This is a genomic window from Streptomyces sp. NPDC096048, assembly GCF_044763415.1.
GTDB lineage: Bacteria > Actinomycetota > Actinomycetes > Streptomycetales > Streptomycetaceae > Streptomyces.
Window position 1 is genome coordinate 34,258 of sequence record NZ_JBIWGG010000010.1, and the last position, 16,926, is coordinate 51,183.

The window sequence follows — 16,926 nt, forward strand, 5'->3', positions numbered from 1 at the left end:
CGGTGCGTCAGGCCGGTTCGACAGGCAGCCACAGTTCGCAGGTCGCGGTGCTGAAGTCGTCCGCTCGCTCGAGGGTCGCCACGATCGAGGGACCCGGTCGCAGCCGCCACGGGTTCGAAGGGAACCACTCGGTCGCGGTCGCCGCCCACGCCGTCTGCAGGGCCTGGGGGTGCGGTCCGCTGGTACGGAAGACCGCCCACCTCCCAGCCGACACCTCGATGCTGTCGAGACCGTCAGGGACCGCTGTGTCGTGGGCGAGGGCCACGCCGTGCAGGTAGGTCAGTTCGCTGCCCTCCCGACCGTCGGGGTCGACGCCGTCGGAGATCTGAAGCAGACCTCCCGGCTCGGTGTCGCCGAGAGCCTTCAGCCGTAGGTGTTCCTCCTCAGGCAGTGCGGCGATGTGCCGCAGGATGTGGGGATTGGCGCCCTGGTGGATGAGCGGGACCCGGGCCGCGTGTCCGGCGAGCCGGAACGCGGGTCGGTCGATGAGGCGGGTGTCCATGGGGGAGCTCCCTTCGACGGTCAGGCGGAACCTGAGCTGCGGTTGTGTGCGCAAGGGGCCTCCATCGCGGCGCACGTCACCGGGGCCGGCGCCGTGGACCGCCCGGAACGCGCGTCCGAACGCCTCCCCCGAGCCGTATCCGTGCCGGACGGCGATACTCAGCAGATCACCCTCGCCCCGCACGACGTCGGCGGCGGCAACGGTCATCCGCCGCCGACGTACGTACTCCGACAGCGGCATGCCCGCCAGCGACGAGAACATCCGGCGCAAGTGGTACTCGGTCGTGCCGAGCGCCCCTGCCAACCCGCGTACGTCGGGATCCTCCGCGAGGTGCTCCTCGACGAGATCGACGAGCCTGTTGAGTGCCGAGATCACGAGACCCCCTTTCGATGTCAACCCTGGCAGCAGCCACCCCGGCCGCGCCCGACCGTTCCGAACCGATCCGATCACCCGCCCGGACTGACAAGCAGACACACACGCCCGACCTCGTAGTGGTTCCGCCAGGTACAGCGCTCAGCCCTCCAGCAACGGCGCTCACCCGCCACCTGAAGCGCTCAGTCACAGTGGTCCGGGGTCGCGCCGGACGTGGCCGACGTCACGGCCGGGCCCGCCTGCCTCCGACCGACCTGATCGTCGCCTCCGGCCGCGACTCGGACGGCGCGACCGCGTCCGCTTTGAACTCCTGCGGGTGGTCCCGCATGACCATGAGATGTCCGTTCTCAGATATTCATGGTCCAGTCTCTCTCGTGTGTCGATTCAGGGTCAGGCCCGAGGTTGGAGATGCCGAGCGACAGTGGCAGGCTGGCAGGCCCTGTTGGTCGACGGTGGGGTGGACTTCCTGTCCTTTCTTGCCGTGGCCGGTCGGATTCGGTCCCGGCAGCTGCCCCGCGCGAGGGCCGGAGGCAGCTGCGTGGACGGGCCGACGCCAAGCGCGCCTCAATCCGACTGGAGACCGCGAAGAAGCTACTGGAGAAGGCCGGCGATCGCGGCCTCCCCGCCACGCGTCGACAGCTCGCGGCGGTCGTGGCGAACTCCGCCGAATGGGACGGCACACAGGCCAGCTTCATCTCGAGCGTCAGCGGTGACCTGCGTATGACGGGCCGCCGAGTGGAGCAAGCCGAGGACTGAGCGTACGCCGTGAGACGGGCGGCAGCTCGGTACGGCTCCACTCCCCTGCCCTTCCCGGCTCCCACTTCCTTTCCCGGACGTCCGATACATGCCTGACCACGACCACGACCACCACCACAACCCTCGACTGGCCCGCTCGGCCCAAGCCTCGCCCGGCCCGCCCACGGCCCACACGATCAAGCTCGGAGCCACCTCGGCCGACCCCACCAGCGGGGAGGTGACCCGGATGGGCGTCAAGCACGGTCTGCTCTCCACTGGGGCGCCATTGACGCGCGTAGCGTGTTGCCGCATTCTGAGGCGTCGGATGTTGTCGTCTCAACGGTCGGGAGGCCGGGATGTTCAGACGCACGTCACGTCTACTACTCTCACTTGTCATGCTCATGGCTGGTGCGGTGGTCGGGGTCGGCGCCACCGCCGGCGCCGCGCACGCCGATTCCTGCTACACATGGAACCGCACCCTCTCCCAGGGGTCCTCCGGCAGCGACGTGACCCAGCTGCAGATCCGGGTCGCCGGCTGGGTGACCTCCGGCGAGCGGCTCTCCTACGACGGCCAATACGGCGCGCGGACCGCCGCCGCCGTCAAGAAGTTCCAGGCCGCGTACGGACTGAGCGCGGACGGTGTCGCCGGACCCGCTACCTTCAGCAAGATCTACGCCCTCCAGGACGCGGACTGCACACCCGTCCACTTCAGCTACGCCGAGCTCAACAAGTGCAACTCCGACTGGTCCGGCGGCGCGGTCTCCGCGGCCACCGCCAAGTCGAACGCGCTCAAGACCATGTGGAAGTTGGAGGCGATGCGGCACGCCCTCGGTGACGTCCCGATCACCATCTCCAGCGGCTTCCGCTCCCGCGCCTGCAACAACGCCGTCGGCGGCTCCGCCACCAGCCGTCACCTGTACGGCGACGCCGCCGACCTCGTCGGCTCGCCGAGTCTGTGTCGGCTCGCACAGCAGTCCAGGACCCACGGCTTCTCGGAGATCCTCGGCCCGGGCTACCCCGGACACAACGACCACACGCACGTGGCCTTCGACCCGTCACCGTACTGGTCGGCTCCCACCTGCGGCATCTGAGTCACCATGACCGGCGCGGGAGCGGGGCCAGGGCTCAGCACGCGATGATGTAGACCGCCGGCCCGTCCCGAGCAGGCGTTCTTCGCCGTCTCGGGCGGCTGCCCTGACGGTAACCCGCTACCCGCGGCCGGTCCTTGGGAGCGAGGGAGAGCAAATGGTGGGTGTCCACGCACCCAGAGCTGGAGCGGTTCTTCTTCCTCGATGACGACGACCGTGAGCTGATCGCGTCGCGGCGTACGGACGCGCACCGACTGGGCATGGCGGTGCAGATCTGCACCGTCCGCCACATCGGCTGGTTCCTGGGCGACGAGCCGCTGGCGGTGCCGTGGGAGGTCGCGGAGTACCTCGTCGAGCAGCTCGGCAGCGAAGACGCGTCGTGCGTGAAGCGGTCGCCGTCAGTAACCCCAACTGTCCAGACCCGCGCGCCGCCGGGCGGGCGCGGTCGAGACCGGCCTTGCAACGGTCGACAATCAAGAACGGATGCACCGCCGGGCACTTGCAGTCTCGAACTTTGATTCGATTATCATCTTGCCCGTGCATGAGAACCCACGTGCTCGGCGACGCGGCCGCTCCCGCCGGGAGCAACGACGTCGCCGCAGGGCCAGGCGACGTCGTATAGCGTGGACCACGACGTCGGTCGTGGTCCTGATCGGCGGTGCCACCACCTACGCCATCACCGGAAGCGACTCCGGCGAGTCGTCCGCGTCCGCCCGGGCGAAGGCTCCATCCGCACCGGCCGTCTCGGCCCGGGCGAAGGCACGCGAGGTTCCTGCGGACCCGCCGAAACCGCTACCGTCGCCCACCCCGGCGCAGAAACCGTTCGATCTCGGACCGGCTCTGGCGCCCGTGACCGCGCTCTTCGGCGACAACCGGATGTCCGTGGCGATACTGGACGTCGAGAGTGGTGCTATGGCGACGTACGGGCACGACGCCTTCGACACCGCCAGCATCGTGAAGGTGGACATCCTGGCGGCCCTGCTGCTCCAGGCCCAGGACCAGGGGCGGAGGTTGAGCACCGAGGAGCGCGCCCAGTCCGCTGCCATGATCCAGAAGAGCGACAACGACTCCACCAGTGCCCTGTGGACCCGGATAGGCAGTGCCCCGGGGCTCGACGCGGCCAATGAACGGCTCGGCCTGCTCCAGACACACGGCGGTAAAGGGACCGTCTGGGGCATCACCCAGACCACGGCGGAGGATCAGATACGCCTGCTCCAGTCCGTGTTCGGCGACAAGTCGCCCCTGAGCGAGGCGTCGCGTGCCTATATCCAGGATCTGATGCGGCACGTCGTGGGAAGCCAGACCTGGGGCGTGTCCGCAGCAGCCGACTCGGGCACGATCGCACTGAAGAACGGGTGGCTCAAACGGACCCAGACCAAGAAGTGGGACGTCAACAGCATCGGTCGGATACAGCATGAGGGCCGCGTCTATCTGATGGCGGTACTTCTCAACGGCTGCAGTACCCAGGAGGTCGGCATCAGCATCGTGGAGCAGGCGTCGCGCGCGTCGGCGACGGCGTTCTCCCGGAAGCTCAGGGAGAAGTCCACTACTTGACGCCAGCCTGGACCCGGGCCGTTCAGAGGCGCAATGGACTCGAAGGCAGGCCGCTCGCGGTCGGTGATCCGTAGCAGTTCCTCGATCCGCCCGGCCAGGAGCTTGCGCTGATCGAAGAGGGCGGTGAGCGAGGCGGCCAAGCTCGGGACGATCAGCGCGACCGCCTCGGTGCCGGGCACCACCACGGTCTGTTCGTCCAGCGCGGCGTCTTCGAGGACTCCGTCGCTCCCGTCCACGCGGCCGGACAGACTCTGCCCTGGGTGGGACGGCGGCCATGGCATCGACGCCAGTCTCCGCCTGGAACCCGCCCCAGGACACACCCCGGGTTCTTCCGTACTCACCCTGGTTCCCAAGGGCGACCGCGCCGTCTTCGTCGGAGATTTCCTCCAGGTGATCGGTCATGGAATCACCAGGCGGTATCAGCCGCGTACCCCGGCGCGGGCGGTCCGCCGATGGTCCCCTCGCGGCCTTGGACACCTGCCCCCGACAGAGTGCCTTCGAGTACGTCCCGGAGTTGTGACCGGGCGGTGATGCCCAGCTTGGGAAACACACGGTAGAGGTGAGAGCCGACCGTACGCGGCGAGAGGAACAGCTTCTCGCCGATCTCACGATTCGTCAGTCCTCGGGCTGCCAGCCGCACGATCTGCTGCTGCTGGGGGCTGAGTTCGGCGAAGGCACTGGGGACGACGCTGCTGGCTTCGATGCCGGCGGCGCGCAGCTCTGTCTGTGCCCGCTCGATCCAAGGCCGCGCTCCCAGCCGCTCGAAGGTCGCCAGGGCGGCGCTCAGCAGCGGGCGGGCCTCGGCGATGCGGCGCTGCCGCCGGAGCCACTCCCCGTAGTCAAGCCGTGTCTGCGCCCGTTCGAACGGCCACTGCTCACCTGTGGCGTCCGCGAGCGCCGCCTGGAAGTACGGCTCCGCGAGCTTGGGATCCGCCAACAGGGCGCGGCCCCGGGCGATCAGCGCGGCTACCCGCGCCGACGTGCCCGTACCCAGGCGTCGCGCCGACCGCTCCAGCAACTCCGTGACGTCCCCCCGGCGCCCTCGGCGGACGGCCGACGCGGCGAGTTCGGCCAGGACGGTGTAGGAGACGTGGTAGTGGACCGGATCGCCGTCATCGGTGAAAGCGGAGCGGAACTGCGTGTACGCGGTGTCGTAGTCGCCCTCGGCCACGGCCGCCATCCCCAGAGCCCGACGTGCGAAGACCGCGACGGAGCGGCTCTCCAGCGGATCGACCAGGGCCAGCGCCTGCTCGACGAGCCGGCGTGCGGCGGCCGTGTCACCGAGCAGGCTGAGCACCGTGGAGTCGAGGGTGCGAGCACACGCCTCGGCGTGGTGAAGTCCGGCCGACGATGCCATGGCGGCGATTTCGGCCGCCACCGACCGGGCCTCGGCCCACCGACCCTGCTCCAGATAGGTCCAGCCGGCCGCGCACCCCAGTCCGTCCGGGAGCGGTCCGTGGGCCTGCCACCGGTCGAACGCCTCGTCGAAGGTCCTGGCGGCCAGGGGGGTCTGGTCGAGGAGCCAGGAGACGATGGCAAGCATGGTCAGGCGCTTGGCGTCGTCCTTGGCCTCGGCGATGAGGCCGGGCAGCAGCGCTCCCAGGGATGCTCCTGCGCCGCTGGGGTCGGAGACGGCCAGCACCCAGGCGTGCAGGGCTGCCCTGGCGTCGTCGTCGGGCACGTGGGAGAGCAGGCCCTGGATCTCCCGCTGCTGGAACTCCTCACCCGAGTAGTAGCGGACCACGGCCGCCGCGGCGAGCGCGTCCAGTACGCGAGGCGACCGGGCGCCCGCCGCCTCGCGGGCGACGCGCAGGAGCATGGTGAAGGCCGCCGTGTGGTGCTCGCCCATGGCCATGAGCTGCCCGGAGGCCAGCGAGGCCTCGGCTGTCAGTGCCGGGTCGTCGGTGGTCTCGCGGACTTCGGCGGCCAGGCGTTCCACCCAGCCGAGCTGACCGGTGAAGACGGCTGCGGCGGCGGCTTCCGTCAGGAGTCGCGCCCGGTCCTCGCCGCGTGGGCTCAGTTCCGCGGCGCGCTCCAGAGCTGCGGCTGCGGCCGCATAGCCACCCCGGCGCCGGGCTCGGTCGGCCGTCCGTTGCAGGGCGGCCGACACCTCCTGATCGGGGCGCAGGGTTGCCGCGGCGAGATGCCAGGCTCGGCGGTCGGGCTCCTCACGCAGCAGCTCCGCGAGATCAAGATGCGCCCGGCGGCGTTCCTCGAAGGACGCGGCATGGTAGACGGCCGAGCGGATGAGCGGGTTGCGGAAGACGACCCTGGGGCCCTCCTGGCGTACGAGACCGGCCTGCTCCGCGGGCACCAACACCTTGTCGTCCGCCTCGGGGAGTCCCATGGCGGCCGCCGGCGCATCTGTCGCACCGGCGGCAGCGAGCAGCAGCAGGGTGCGTCGGGTCGGTCCCGGCAGGTCGGCCGCGTGTTCCGCGAAAATCTGCTTCAGCCGGTCGGTGAGCGGCAGTGGGCCCTCGATGCTGCTGCCCTCGAGCTGCCGGATCGCGGCGACGCGGGCGAGTTCCGCCAGGGCCAGCGGGTTGCCGGCCGCCTCCTCAAGGATCCGCACGCGGATGCGGCCGGTGGGCGGCGTCGGCTGCTGGTCGAGCAGCCGGTTCGCCGCCTCGATACCCAGTGGGCCGACCTCGAGGCGCTCGTATCCCTTGTCGAACCCGGGCAGCGCAGCCGCGGTGCGGACTCCCACCAGCAGCGTGACGGGTTCGCTGTCCATGCGTCGCGCCACGAAGGAGAGAACGTCCAGTGTTCCGCGGTCGATCCACTGGGCGTCGTCGACCACCACCAGCAGCGGGTCGGTTTCCGCCAGGTCCGACAGCGAGGTCAGGACCGCCAATCCGACGAGCATGGCGTCAGGCGTCTCGGTACAGTCGTCGAGACCCAGAACGGCTCGGAGCGCGGAGCGCTGCCGCGACGGCAGGCTCTCCATTTCGCCGAGCACCGGGCGCAGCATCTGATAGAGACCGGCGAACCCGAGGTGCGTCTCGGATTCGCTGCCCACCGTCCGCAGCACTCGGCGGCCCGAGCTTCGCGCGTGGTCCGCCGCGAGGTCGAGCAGCATGCTCTTTCCGGCACCGGGCTCGCCCGTGATGATCAACACGTCGCTGTGGGACCGGTCGGCGCCGACACGCCGGATGATTTCTGCGGTCTCGGTTTCTCGGCTCACCAGCGCCGGAGCGAAATCCCGAGTCGAGCGCTGGTCCCCACGAGCCCTTCCATTGTTTCGCACGGATGCTCCAGGGAATTGAGATTTGCCCAGATGATAGCGCGCCCGAACCGCGACAGTGCCCGCAGGTGCGGCGTCACCGGACTCGGGCCGTCTTCAGCCGCCTCAAACACACGCATTACCCGAGATATTCCGGCCGTCGCCTTGTCGGTTCGCCACAGACCGGCGCCCGGCCCCCTGCCGTGCGGGCTCCCGACCGGGGCGTCGAGGTCGCCGGGGCAGACACGACCGGCGCCGACGGTGGCGCGCTTCTGCGCAGAAGACCACCGAAGCGGCACATCTCTGACAGGAAAGGGCGCTTTCATGGTCACCGATGGCTCGTGGCTGGTGGGACTCGGGTTCCGCACGCCTTGCGGTCGGCTGATACGCCACTTCTACGTGATCGACGGCGCAGCCGATGCGGAGCACGCCCGCAAGGCAGCTTCTGAGAGAGCGGGCCATCCGCACGCCCGCGCAGCCCGCGCCGATCTGTGGCTCGAGGACGGGTGGGTCGAGATACGCCGGGTGCTCCGCGGTCCCATGGGTAGCCGGCGACTGTCCGTCCCAAGTACGTTCACCGCTCACCACCTCGACGCCTGAGCACGCGTTGCTCTTTCCCTTGCGATTTCGGCGGCAGTTCCCGCATCAGTCACGTGACTGATGCGGGCTTTTCCCATCTCAGTCACGTGACTGATACCCATTGATTGCCCCTTAAAGCACCATGGTTATAGCGGCCCTGATAACACGGACTCGGCCTTATCACGGTCCTGGCGGCCTCCCATGGCCGGCGCAATAGGACGTCATTTGTGGACTTCGCCGGAGTGCAAAAAGTGGATAGCGAAAATCATTCACGTTCCCTGAGCCGGCGCGGCTTCGTCGGAATGACCGCGGGCATCGGCGCGGCGGTCGGTGCCGCCGGCCTGTTCGGCAGTCGGCTCCCGGCGTCCGCCGCCGAACGCCGCACGCGGGTCCAGACGATCGAACTGGGCAAGGTCACCATCACCCGTGTCGTCGAGTTCAGCGGTCCCGTGGGCCTGACGTCGCACCAGTTCTTCCCGGGAGCGCGCCGAAGCTGTGGCAGGAGAACGAGACTGGCTGAGCCCGGACTTCTGGAACTCCAGCCCGGAGCACACGGGACACGGCTCGGCGCATCGGGGAGTGCAGCCCGTCTCCCGTCTCGGTGACGGGCTCCCGTGCCCGTTCCGTCACGACCCTCCGGAAGCAGTCGCCTGACGCATACCGGACGGGACCCCCGCTCGTCGAGACTGAGGACGCGGCAATGAGTCGGTCGGGACCTCCAGACCCCTCTCATCATCGTCCGGCTTGTCGCGGTGACGTAGAGCCCCACGCGGACTACCACCACGCGGTGGCTCCGCGCCGTCAGCCGTAGGCACGACCTCCACAGGCGGAAGGGTGACGGAGGACCCCATGGTGGCAAGGACAGAATCGCTGTGGGACCGCTTCACCGCCACTGACCCGGGGCTGATGCGTCTCACCTCCGCGATGCGCGCCGTGCTCGCCGCCGCCGCGACCCTCTCCGTGCTGACAGCGCTGCATGGGTCCGACACGGCCCTGCTGGCCGGCGGTTTCACCGCGATGGTGACGTCGCTTGCGATCAGTGACCTGCACCCGCGCAACCAGCTCATCACGCTCGGGCTCGGGGCTCCACTCTCCCTCGCGGCCCTGGCCGCCGGAGCCGTGCTGGCTCCGTACCCGACGGCAGCCAAGGTGCTGTTCCTGCTGCTGATCTTTCTGGCTGTCCAGGCCCGCCGATTCGGCGCGCGAGGGCTGGGGCTGGGGATCTTCGCCTTCATGGCCTTCTTCTTGTCGCAGTTCGCCCAGGCCCGAGTGGTCCAGCTTCCGCAGCTCGGGGCAGCGGTACTCATCGCGTTCGGGGCCGTCGCGACCGTGTGGTACTGCGCGGGCCCCAGGACGGCGTACGGCGTCCTGACGCGGCTGCGGCGCGCCTTCGACGGGCGAGTGCGCGATGTCCTTCGGGACACAGCCTCGATGATCGCCGCTGGTCAGGAAGTCCACACCCGGAGTCGTGCGTTGGAGCGCCGCCTGGACAGGCTGCACGCGTCCGTGCTTCTGATCGAGGACTTCCTCGATGAACGCGCGGTCGACCCGGCCACCGACGACCTGCTGCTGCAGCACATCTCTCGTGCCGAGGTGGCTGCGCAGCGGCTGGCCGTGCTCACCGTCCGCGCGGCCCGAACGCAATCGAGCCTCAACGACCTGGGCGAACGGACAGCGCGCCGGTGGCTCGCGGGACGGATTCAGGTTCTCCGACACCAGCTGACCGTTGGAACGGCCCCTCCCTCCGAGCACTACGAGGAGCAGCCTGAGGACGGTCCGGCACCCTGGCCGGCCATATCCGCACACCTGCGGGACTGCTTCCGAGCAGTCGACGAACTCACCGCGGCCCTGTGGGCTCTCGGCCCGCGCGTCGGCCTCCGGCCTGAGTGCGGGACGCCTCCTCGCGAGCCCGCTCCGCGGCGGAGGCAAGCCTTCGCAGTGGAGCGGAGCGGGGAAGGGGACACGAGAAGCCTGAAGCGCGCAGCCACCCGACAGGCCTTCCAGGTGACCGCTGCCTCGGCACTCGCCATCGTGGGCGGTCACCTCCTGTACCCGCACCTGTGGTACTGGGCCGTCGCGGCGTCCTGGGTCGTATTCGTCAAGAACGAGAGCACCGGCGAAGTCCTGTTGCAAAGTCTCCGGCGGCTGACGGGCACCGTCATCGGCGTGGTGGTCGGCTACGGTCTCGCCGGCCTGGTCGGCGGAGACGGCTTACTTCTCCTGGTCCTGCTGCTGGTCTGCATGTTCGGGATGTTCTACACGCCGTCCGTCGCCTACTGGGCGGTGACCTTCTTCATCACCTGCACGCTCAGCCTGCTGCTCGCGCTCCTGGGCACCTTCTCGACGGACATGCTGCTCCTGCGCGTCGAGGAGACGGCACTGGGAGTGGCCTGCGGGATCCTCGCCGCCGTCCTGGTTCTGCCCACCACGGTCCGCCGGGCCAGTGACGAGGAGTTGGTCAACTTCCTGCTGGTCCTCCACCACCTCCTTCGGGCCACCGCAGGAAGCCCGGACGCGGGAACATCGACGAGCTGGGTGCGCGCGGCACATGACCTCGACCAAGCGCTGGAGTCCTTCGGCAAGGCGTCTCTGCCACTCACCCACCCGCTCAACCCGCAGCGTGGCCGACGTGATCGCGCCCGCCACCTGGTGGAACTGCTGGAGGCTGCTGCTTACCACGCACGGAGCCTGGCCGTCACGGCCGGGCGTTCTTCGGCGGGCCAGGGCGCAGAGTGCGCCACCCGGCTCACCGCCGCGGCCGACCACGCACGGGAGACCGTGACACAGTTGATCCGCATCACGCACCATCGACCGGGAATCGCCTCGCGTACAGCACGCCCCAGGGTCACCAGGGCGCTGTCCCTGCTCTCGGACGAGCGACGCATGCGTCGCCCGGAGCAGCGCCTGCTCCTGCACATCGATCACCTCGACGCGACCTTGATCGCGCTCGCGCGAGCCTTGGATCCGCTCGCCCCGGAACCCGGCGGCGCCCCGGGCCGTCGTCCGCACGACACCGGGCCACGACCGGCCACACCACTTCGCGGGACGTGCACGTCCGCGGCTGCGGCCGTCCCCTGTGCCCACCACGCGTAGACGGCGACCGACCGTGTCGCCCGCCGGATCGAGCAGCCCCGAAGCCTTGTCGGCCGCCACCTCTCTCCCCTGACGGCGCAGGCCTGGGCGTGGGCCGGTGGGCACGGATCGTCGATGAGGCGCGCTCCCGTGCAGCGGTCGGCGGTCCGTCGTGGCCAGGTGCAGTCACGTGACGTATACCGCGGCACGGGCCCGGTGCCGCAGCATCGTGGTGCGGGGGCGCTCAAGGAGCGGTCGTACTCGCAGGGAGGCGGCCCTGTCGCCACCCGGCGGAGACTCGGACACCGCAGCCTCGGCCGTCTCCCACCCGGGTGGGCGTCGGGCGGAAGCGGATGTCCAGCCCGTCCCGCGGTCGCGTGCCGGCACGTCGAAGGCGCCCCGACCCGCGGCTGCGAGGCACCCGCGTTCCCGTAATGAACAGCCGCTCCTCCGCATCCGTGCCGCGCCACGGTCCCGAGCATGCGGATCCGATCGAACTGGAGATCAATCATGGATACCATCGCCCTGGGCGATGTCACGATGACTCGTGTCTGGGAATACTTCGGCCCCGTCGACATGACCCCCGAGGCGTTCTTCCCGGAGAGCCCGGCCCAGGCGTGGGAGACCCACCGTCCCTGGCTGGTTCCGGACTTCCTGGACGCCGAGACCCGGATCGTCAACACCGCGATCCAGACGTGGGTGCTGCGCAGCGAGGGCAGAACCATTCTGGTCGACACCGGTGTCGGCAACCACAAGGAACGCCCCTACGCGCCGGTGTGGAGCCGCCTGAACACGAATTTCCTGGACAACCTCGCCCGCGCCGGGGTCCGGCCCGAGGACGTCGACATCGTGATCAACACCCACCTGCACATCGACCACGTGGGCTGGAACACCCATCTCGACGGCCGGACCTGGGTACCCACGTTCCCGAACGCCACCTACCTCATGCCCAAGGCGGACTTCGACTTCTGGAACCCGGCCAATGAGCACAAGCCCCTGCTGGGCCGCGGCAACCAGAATGTCTTCGAGGACAGCGTCGCCCCGGTGCACCAGGCCGGTCTGACCCTGCTTTGGGAGGACAGCCACCAGATCGACGCCAACCTGCGCCTCGACCTCGCCCCCGGCCACACCCCGGGCTCTTCGGTCCTGACGTTGGACTCCGGATCGGACCGGGCGGTCTTCGTCGGCGACATGATGCACAGTCCGGTCCAGATCCACGAGCCCGACTCCAACAGCTGCTTCTGCGAGGACCCCGTCGCGGCCCGCGCCACCCGGCGGAAGATCCTGAGCTGGGCATCCGACAACAACGTTCTCGTCGTCCCCGCGCACTTGGGCGGCTCCGGCGCCGCCGAGGTGCAGCGCGACGGAGACAAGTTCGCGATCAAGTCCTGGGCCGCGTTCTCCCCGTACGCCCAGAGCTGATCAGCCGAGAGAGGCCCAACCGGTGACTAACCACACAGACCCCATCGTAAAAACCGCGCAGGGTGCCGTCCGCGGTCTGCGCCAGGACGGCGCCGCTGTCTTCCTCAACATCCCTTACGTTGCACCGCCCGTGGGTGCCGGCCGCTTCGCGCCCCCGCGGCCCCACGCTCCGTGGGACGGGATACGCGACGCCACCGAGGCCGGGCCCACGGCACCGCAGGCCAAGCGGGACGCGTTCGGCGATCTGGACATGTCCCCGTACTTCGGCCCCGGTTGGATCCCCGGTGAGGACTACCTCACCGTCAACGTATGGGCGCCCGAGGGAGCGTCCGGCGACCTTCCCGTGATGGTCTTCGTGCACGGCGGCGGGTTCGTGGCCGGCTCGACCCGGTCCGCGCTCTACGACGGCGGCGCGTTCGCTCGCGACGGCGTCGTCTTCGTGACCCTCAACTACCGACTCGGCATCTCCGGCTTCCTCGACTTCCCTGACGCCACCGCCAACCGGGGCCTGCTCGACGTCGTCGCCGCCCTGCGGTGGGTGCGTTCCAACATCGCGGCCTTCGGTGGCGACCCGGGCAACGTCACCCTGCTCGGTCAGTCCGCGGGAGCCACCATCGTCGGCGGTGTCCTGGCCCATCGTGAGGCGGAAGGTCTCTTCCAGCACGCCATCGTCCAGAGCGGCAGCGGGCTGGGTGCCTTCAGCCCCGAGCAGGCCGCCCGGGTGACCCGGGCGGCGGCGGAGGCCCTCGGCGTCGAGCCCCGTGCGGACGCCTTCGCCGCCATCCCCGACGAGCGGTTCGTCGAGATCATGCCCAAGCTGACGGGTATCGACCTGAGGACCGATACCCACTCCGATCCGCTGATCGGCCTGAGCCCCTTCAGCCTGGTCCTCGATGTGCAGCCGGCCGACGCCGTGGCCGCGGGTGCCGCCGAAGGCGTCGACCTGCTCGTCGGAACCAACTCCGAGGAGGGAAACCTCTACCTCGCCCCGACGGGCAACTACGCCACGTCGACCGACGCCGACGTCGACGCCGCCGCGACACGCTCGCACCGTGATCCCGCCGGACTCGTCGAGACCCTCCGCCGGGAGCGTCCGCGGGCATCCTCCGGGGAACTCCGGTCGGCCATCATGGCCGATGCGCTCTTCGGCAGGGGCAGCCGGCGTATGGCCGAGGCCCACGCCTCCCGGCACCCGAGGTCGGACACGTACGCCTACGAGTTCGCCTGGCGCTCCCAGGCGCTGAACGGTGAGCTGGGCGCCGCCCACGCCATGGAGCTCCCCTTCGTCTTCGACGTCACCGCCCTGCCGCAACTGCACGGCGCGAAGGCCATCCTCGGTCCGGTGGAACCTCCCGCCGAACTGCCGCGCCGGGTACACGCCACCTGGATCGAATTCGCCAGGAGCGGCTCCCCCGGCTGGGACCGCTACGAGACCACGCGTCGGGCCACCATGCGCATCGACAGCGAGTGGACTCTCACGGAGGATCCCCGCAGCGCGGAGCGACAGTTCTGGAGCTGAGCGCCGCCCTCCCCCGGGGGCCGCGGCACACGACGGCTCCCCGGGCTCCCGGCAGCCGCCCTCACAGGTAGGCGCAGGCCGGCTCCGGAACGGGGCGGGCGTCCGCGTCCGCCCTCGGGGCCGGGCATGAACCGAATCGGTCCATCCGCCCCCGCCCCCACCGGATCTTGACAGCCCGGGCCTCCCGCCCCGTAGCCGGGCGGCCCCCGCCGAGGTCACCCACTGAGACGCCTCGCGATCCTCCGCACCACGGATCCGGCCGTCTCGCAGACATGCGCCTCTGAAGAGAACCGAGGAAACTCCCATGAGCAGGACCCTCATCAGCACCAAGGACGCCCCCGTGCTTCCCGCTCCCCTGTCCCAGGGCGTGCGCAAGGGCGGACTCGTCCAGGTCGCCGGCCAGCTGCCCCTCGACCCGGCTACCGGGAACATCGTGGGCAGCACGGTCGCCGAACAGACCGCACAGGTTCTTCGCAACGTCACCGCGGTCCTCGAAGCGGCCGGTGCGAGCCTGGAGGACGTGCTCATCCTGCGCGTCTACCTCACCGACCCCGCTCATCTCGCCGAGATGAACCAGGCATACGCCGAGGCGGTGGGCGAGCCGTTCCCGGCCCGTACCACCGTCTACATGGCGCTTCCGCCCTGCATGCTGGTGGAGGTGGACGCCCTCGCCGTCATCGATGGCTGACCAGGCCCATCGCAGCGCGGCCGATTGCGACGGCCCGCCCCGGATCGCTGCAGCCGATCGGCCGCGTCATGACATACGGCACCCGTGAGGGCCATCGCTGACCCGGTGGCACCCGACGGACTTCTTCGGAGAACGGAAGGGCATGACCGATCGGTTGCCGCAGGCGTGCCGCGCGTTCCGCGTCACCAGGGCCGGCCTCGTGGACGCGGTGTGCGAGCTCTCGGGCCGACCGGTGCCTCCCCGGGGAGCGCACCCTGTACGGGTCCGAGGCCCGCTCGAAGACGGGCCCGAAGGTGCGGCAAGGCCCGCACCGTTCGGCCCGGAAGTCGATGATCACGAAGTCGTTTCCGGAGATGACCTGGCTGAAGTCGTCTGCGGTCGGCTCGATGGTGCTCACGAGTGCTGCGCCTGCGAGTGATCGGGGTATCGACCTACGCCGTGGCGCTGTGTCGCAGTCGGGCCCACCGCGAGGTCGCGGCGTGCCCGACTGCCGCTGCCGTGCAGGCGGTGTCGTGTTCCGTCCGCACGGAGTTTCCGCGCGGTCAGCGAGCGACGACGTTGTCCGTGACCCCGGTCTCGGGGGCTGCCTCGGCATCGGGCCGGAGGGGTGCGGTGTTCTTCGGGCCGCGCAGGGCGACGTAGACGAGCAGGGCGGCCATGACGGCGGCGCCGACCCACATGGACTGCTGCCAGCCGTCGACGAACGACTGCTGTGCGGCGTGGATCAGATCCTGGGCGTGGCCTCCGGTGGTGGGCGCGACCTCGATGGCGTTGGCGATGCCCTCGCGTGCGGTGTCCGCGGCCCCGTCGGGGATGCCGTCGAGCTTGCCGTCGATGGCGCCGCGGTAACCGCTGGCCAGCAGTGCGCCGAGCATCGCGATACCGAGAGCGGTGCCGAACTCGCGGGTGACGTCGTTGAGCGCGGAGGCAACACCCTGCTTCGCGCGGGGCAGAGCGCCGGTGATGGCCTCGGTGGAGGGTGTCATCGACAGACCCATGCCGATACCCATGACGATCATGCCGGCCAGGATGGACAGGTAGCCGCCGTCGACGGAGACGAACAGCGCCATCAGCGCCAGGCCGAGCGCGGAAAGGGCGACGCCCACCATCATGGTGGAGCGGGCGCCGATCCTGGCGGCCACCTTGGGGGCCAGGCCTGATCCCATCATCATCATGACGGCCATCGGCATCAGCGCCACGGTGGACAGCAGCCCCGACATGCCGAGCACGGCCTGGAAGAACGGGAAGAGGACCACGGCGATACCGGCCTGGACACCGAAGACGACCAGCAAGGTGATCGAGCCGCCGGCCAGTCCGCGCTCACGGAACAGGCGTACGTCCAACAGTGAGGCATCGCGGCGGCGCAGTTCCCAGGCCACGAAGGCAATGGAGGTGGCGACGCCGACGGCCAGGCCGACCAGCGTGACGGGGGCGGTCCAGCCGCGCTCGGGGCCTTCCTGCAGGACGAAGATGAGACCAGTCACGGCGATGATGGAGAGCAGCGCGCCGATGGTGTCGAAGGAATGGGCGGAGAGTTCGCGGGAGTCGGGCACCGACTTCAGTGTCATCGCCAGCGCCACGGCCCCCAGGACAACGGGCAGCACGAACAGCCAGCGCCAGTCGGCGACGTCGACCAGCAGGGCGGAAAGAAACATGCCTACGATGCCGCCGCCTCCGGCGACACCGGTCCATACACCTATCGCCTTGCCGCGTTCCTCCTCGGGGAAGGTGGAGGTGATGACGGCCAGTGTGATCGGCATGATCATCGCGGCGCTGACGCCGGCGGCCACCCGGGCGGCGATCATGATCCCGGCCGACGGGGCGAGTCCCGCGAGGACGCTGGCGGCGCCGAAGATGACCAGCCCCGCGATCAACATGGGCTTACGGCCCAGGCGGTCACCGATGGCGCCGAGCGGCAGCAGCAAAGCGGCGAGGGCCAGGGTGTAGCTGTTGATCATCCACAGGACGGTGTTCTGGGAGGCGCCGAACTCGACGGCGAGGTGGGTCTGGGCGACGCTCAGCCCCGACACCGAGGCGATGACGGCCATCAGCGCGATCGAGACGGTGATCAGGACCGCGCGCAGCTGACGCGCGTCCAGCGCATCCTCGTCGCCGACCGGGGTGTCCGACGTGTGGAGAGGCTGATGGGTACTCATGGTTTCCTTCCAGAAG

At 69.7% G+C, this 16,926-nt stretch carries 11 protein-coding genes and 3 pseudogenes; 8 read left to right on the forward strand and 6 right to left on the reverse strand.

From position 1 onward, the window contains the following. Positions 1 to 7: 7 nt before the first annotated feature. Positions 8 to 877 (reverse strand): GyrI-like domain-containing protein, encoded by an 870-nt coding sequence (locus ACIQ6R_RS26835; RefSeq protein ID WP_404223917.1) that lies wholly within the window; start codon positions 875 to 877, stop codon positions 8 to 10. A 1,088-nt stretch (positions 878 to 1,965) separates the two neighbouring features. Here ACIQ6R_RS26835 and ACIQ6R_RS26840 point away from each other — a divergent pair. The 3 genes and pseudogenes from ACIQ6R_RS26840 to ACIQ6R_RS26850 all read left to right on the forward strand — a co-directional run bounded on the left by ACIQ6R_RS26840 (position 1,966) and on the right by ACIQ6R_RS26850 (position 4,251). Continuing rightward, positions 1,966 to 2,700 carry a D-Ala-D-Ala carboxypeptidase family metallohydrolase gene (locus ACIQ6R_RS26840; RefSeq protein WP_404223919.1) on the forward strand — a complete coding sequence of 245 codons (735 nt, stop codon included), beginning with the start codon at positions 1,966 to 1,968 and terminating at the stop codon, positions 2,698 to 2,700. A 167-nt stretch (positions 2,701 to 2,867) separates the two neighbouring features. Beyond that, positions 2,868 to 3,089, forward strand: a pseudogene (locus tag ACIQ6R_RS26845) (DUF4158 domain-containing protein); the annotation flags it as partial. Positions 3,090 to 3,234: 145 nt separating this feature from the next. After that, positions 3,235 to 4,251, forward strand: coding sequence for a serine hydrolase (locus tag ACIQ6R_RS26850; protein ID WP_404223920.1), 1,017 nt, complete (start codon positions 3,235 to 3,237; stop codon positions 4,249 to 4,251). Between the two features lie 71 nt (positions 4,252 to 4,322). On the opposite strand, the pseudogene ACIQ6R_RS26855 reads toward ACIQ6R_RS26850, so the two are convergent. Continuing rightward, positions 4,323 to 4,454 (reverse strand): annotated as a pseudogene (locus ACIQ6R_RS26855) (IS110 family transposase); the annotation flags it as partial. On the opposite strand from ACIQ6R_RS26855, the pseudogene ACIQ6R_RS26860 reads away from it, so the two are divergent. Next, positions 4,420 to 4,608 (forward strand): annotated as a pseudogene (locus ACIQ6R_RS26860) (hypothetical protein); the annotation flags it as partial. The pseudogenes ACIQ6R_RS26855 and ACIQ6R_RS26860 overlap by 35 nt on opposite strands. Positions 4,609 to 4,657: 49 nt before the next feature. Here ACIQ6R_RS26860 and ACIQ6R_RS26865 read toward each other — a convergent pair. Further along, positions 4,658 to 7,498, reverse strand: a complete 2,841-nt coding sequence (locus ACIQ6R_RS26865) for an AAA family ATPase (protein WP_404223922.1) — start codon at positions 7,496 to 7,498, stop codon at positions 4,658 to 4,660. Positions 7,499 to 8,322: 824 nt separating this feature from the next. Then, positions 8,323 to 8,520, reverse strand: coding sequence for a hypothetical protein (locus ACIQ6R_RS26870; protein ID WP_404223923.1), 198 nt, complete (start codon positions 8,518 to 8,520; stop codon positions 8,323 to 8,325). A 382-nt stretch (positions 8,521 to 8,902) separates the two neighbouring features. On the opposite strand from ACIQ6R_RS26870, the gene ACIQ6R_RS26875 reads away from it, so the two are divergent. The 4 genes from ACIQ6R_RS26875 (at position 8,903) to ACIQ6R_RS26890 (ending at position 14,754) form a co-directional block, all read left to right on the forward strand. Continuing rightward, on the forward strand, positions 8,903 to 11,146 hold the full coding sequence (locus ACIQ6R_RS26875) for an FUSC family protein (protein WP_404223925.1): 2,244 nt from the start codon (positions 8,903 to 8,905) through the stop codon (positions 11,144 to 11,146). A 489-nt stretch (positions 11,147 to 11,635) separates the two neighbouring features. Then, positions 11,636 to 12,547 carry an MBL fold metallo-hydrolase gene (locus ACIQ6R_RS26880; RefSeq protein ID WP_404223926.1) on the forward strand — a complete coding sequence of 304 codons (912 nt, stop codon included), beginning with the start codon at positions 11,636 to 11,638 and terminating at the stop codon, positions 12,545 to 12,547. 22 nt (positions 12,548 to 12,569) lie between these two features. After that, on the forward strand, positions 12,570 to 14,066 hold the full coding sequence (locus tag ACIQ6R_RS26885; protein ID WP_404223928.1) for a carboxylesterase/lipase family protein: 1,497 nt from the start codon (positions 12,570 to 12,572) through the stop codon (positions 14,064 to 14,066). Positions 14,067 to 14,370: 304 nt separating this feature from the next. Then, positions 14,371 to 14,754: a RidA family protein gene (locus tag ACIQ6R_RS26890; RefSeq protein ID WP_404223930.1), complete on the forward strand. Its 384-nt coding sequence runs from the start codon at positions 14,371 to 14,373 to the stop codon at positions 14,752 to 14,754. Here the strand turns inward: ACIQ6R_RS26890 and ACIQ6R_RS26895 are convergent. Next, complete coding sequence (locus tag ACIQ6R_RS26895) at positions 14,741 to 15,151, reverse strand: thioredoxin family protein (protein WP_404223931.1); 411 nt, start codon at positions 15,149 to 15,151, stop codon at positions 14,741 to 14,743. The genes ACIQ6R_RS26890 and ACIQ6R_RS26895 overlap by 14 nt on opposite strands. Positions 15,152 to 15,296: 145 nt before the next feature. Then, the gene (locus ACIQ6R_RS26900; RefSeq protein ID WP_404223932.1) at positions 15,297 to 16,910 is read right to left on the reverse strand and encodes an MFS transporter; all 1,614 of its coding nucleotides are present in this window, start codon (positions 16,908 to 16,910) and stop codon (positions 15,297 to 15,299) included. Between the last annotated feature and the right edge of the window lie 16 nt (positions 16,911 to 16,926).

Bases quoted from the DNA above. Each gene is read 5' to 3' on its own strand.
- ACIQ6R_RS26840 (WP_404223919.1), top strand. From the start codon at position 1,966: ATGTTCAGACGCACGTCACGTCTACTACTCTCACTTGTCATGCTCATG.
- ACIQ6R_RS26900 (WP_404223932.1), bottom strand. From the start codon at position 16,910: ATGAGTACCCATCAGCCTCTCCACACGTCGGACACCCCGGTCGGCGAC.
- ACIQ6R_RS26875 (WP_404223925.1), top strand. From the start codon at position 8,903: ATGGTGGCAAGGACAGAATCGCTGTGGGACCGCTTCACCGCCACTGAC.
- ACIQ6R_RS26880 (WP_404223926.1), top strand. From the start codon at position 11,636: ATGGATACCATCGCCCTGGGCGATGTCACGATGACTCGTGTCTGGGAA.
- ACIQ6R_RS26890 (WP_404223930.1), top strand. From the start codon at position 14,371: ATGAGCAGGACCCTCATCAGCACCAAGGACGCCCCCGTGCTTCCCGCT.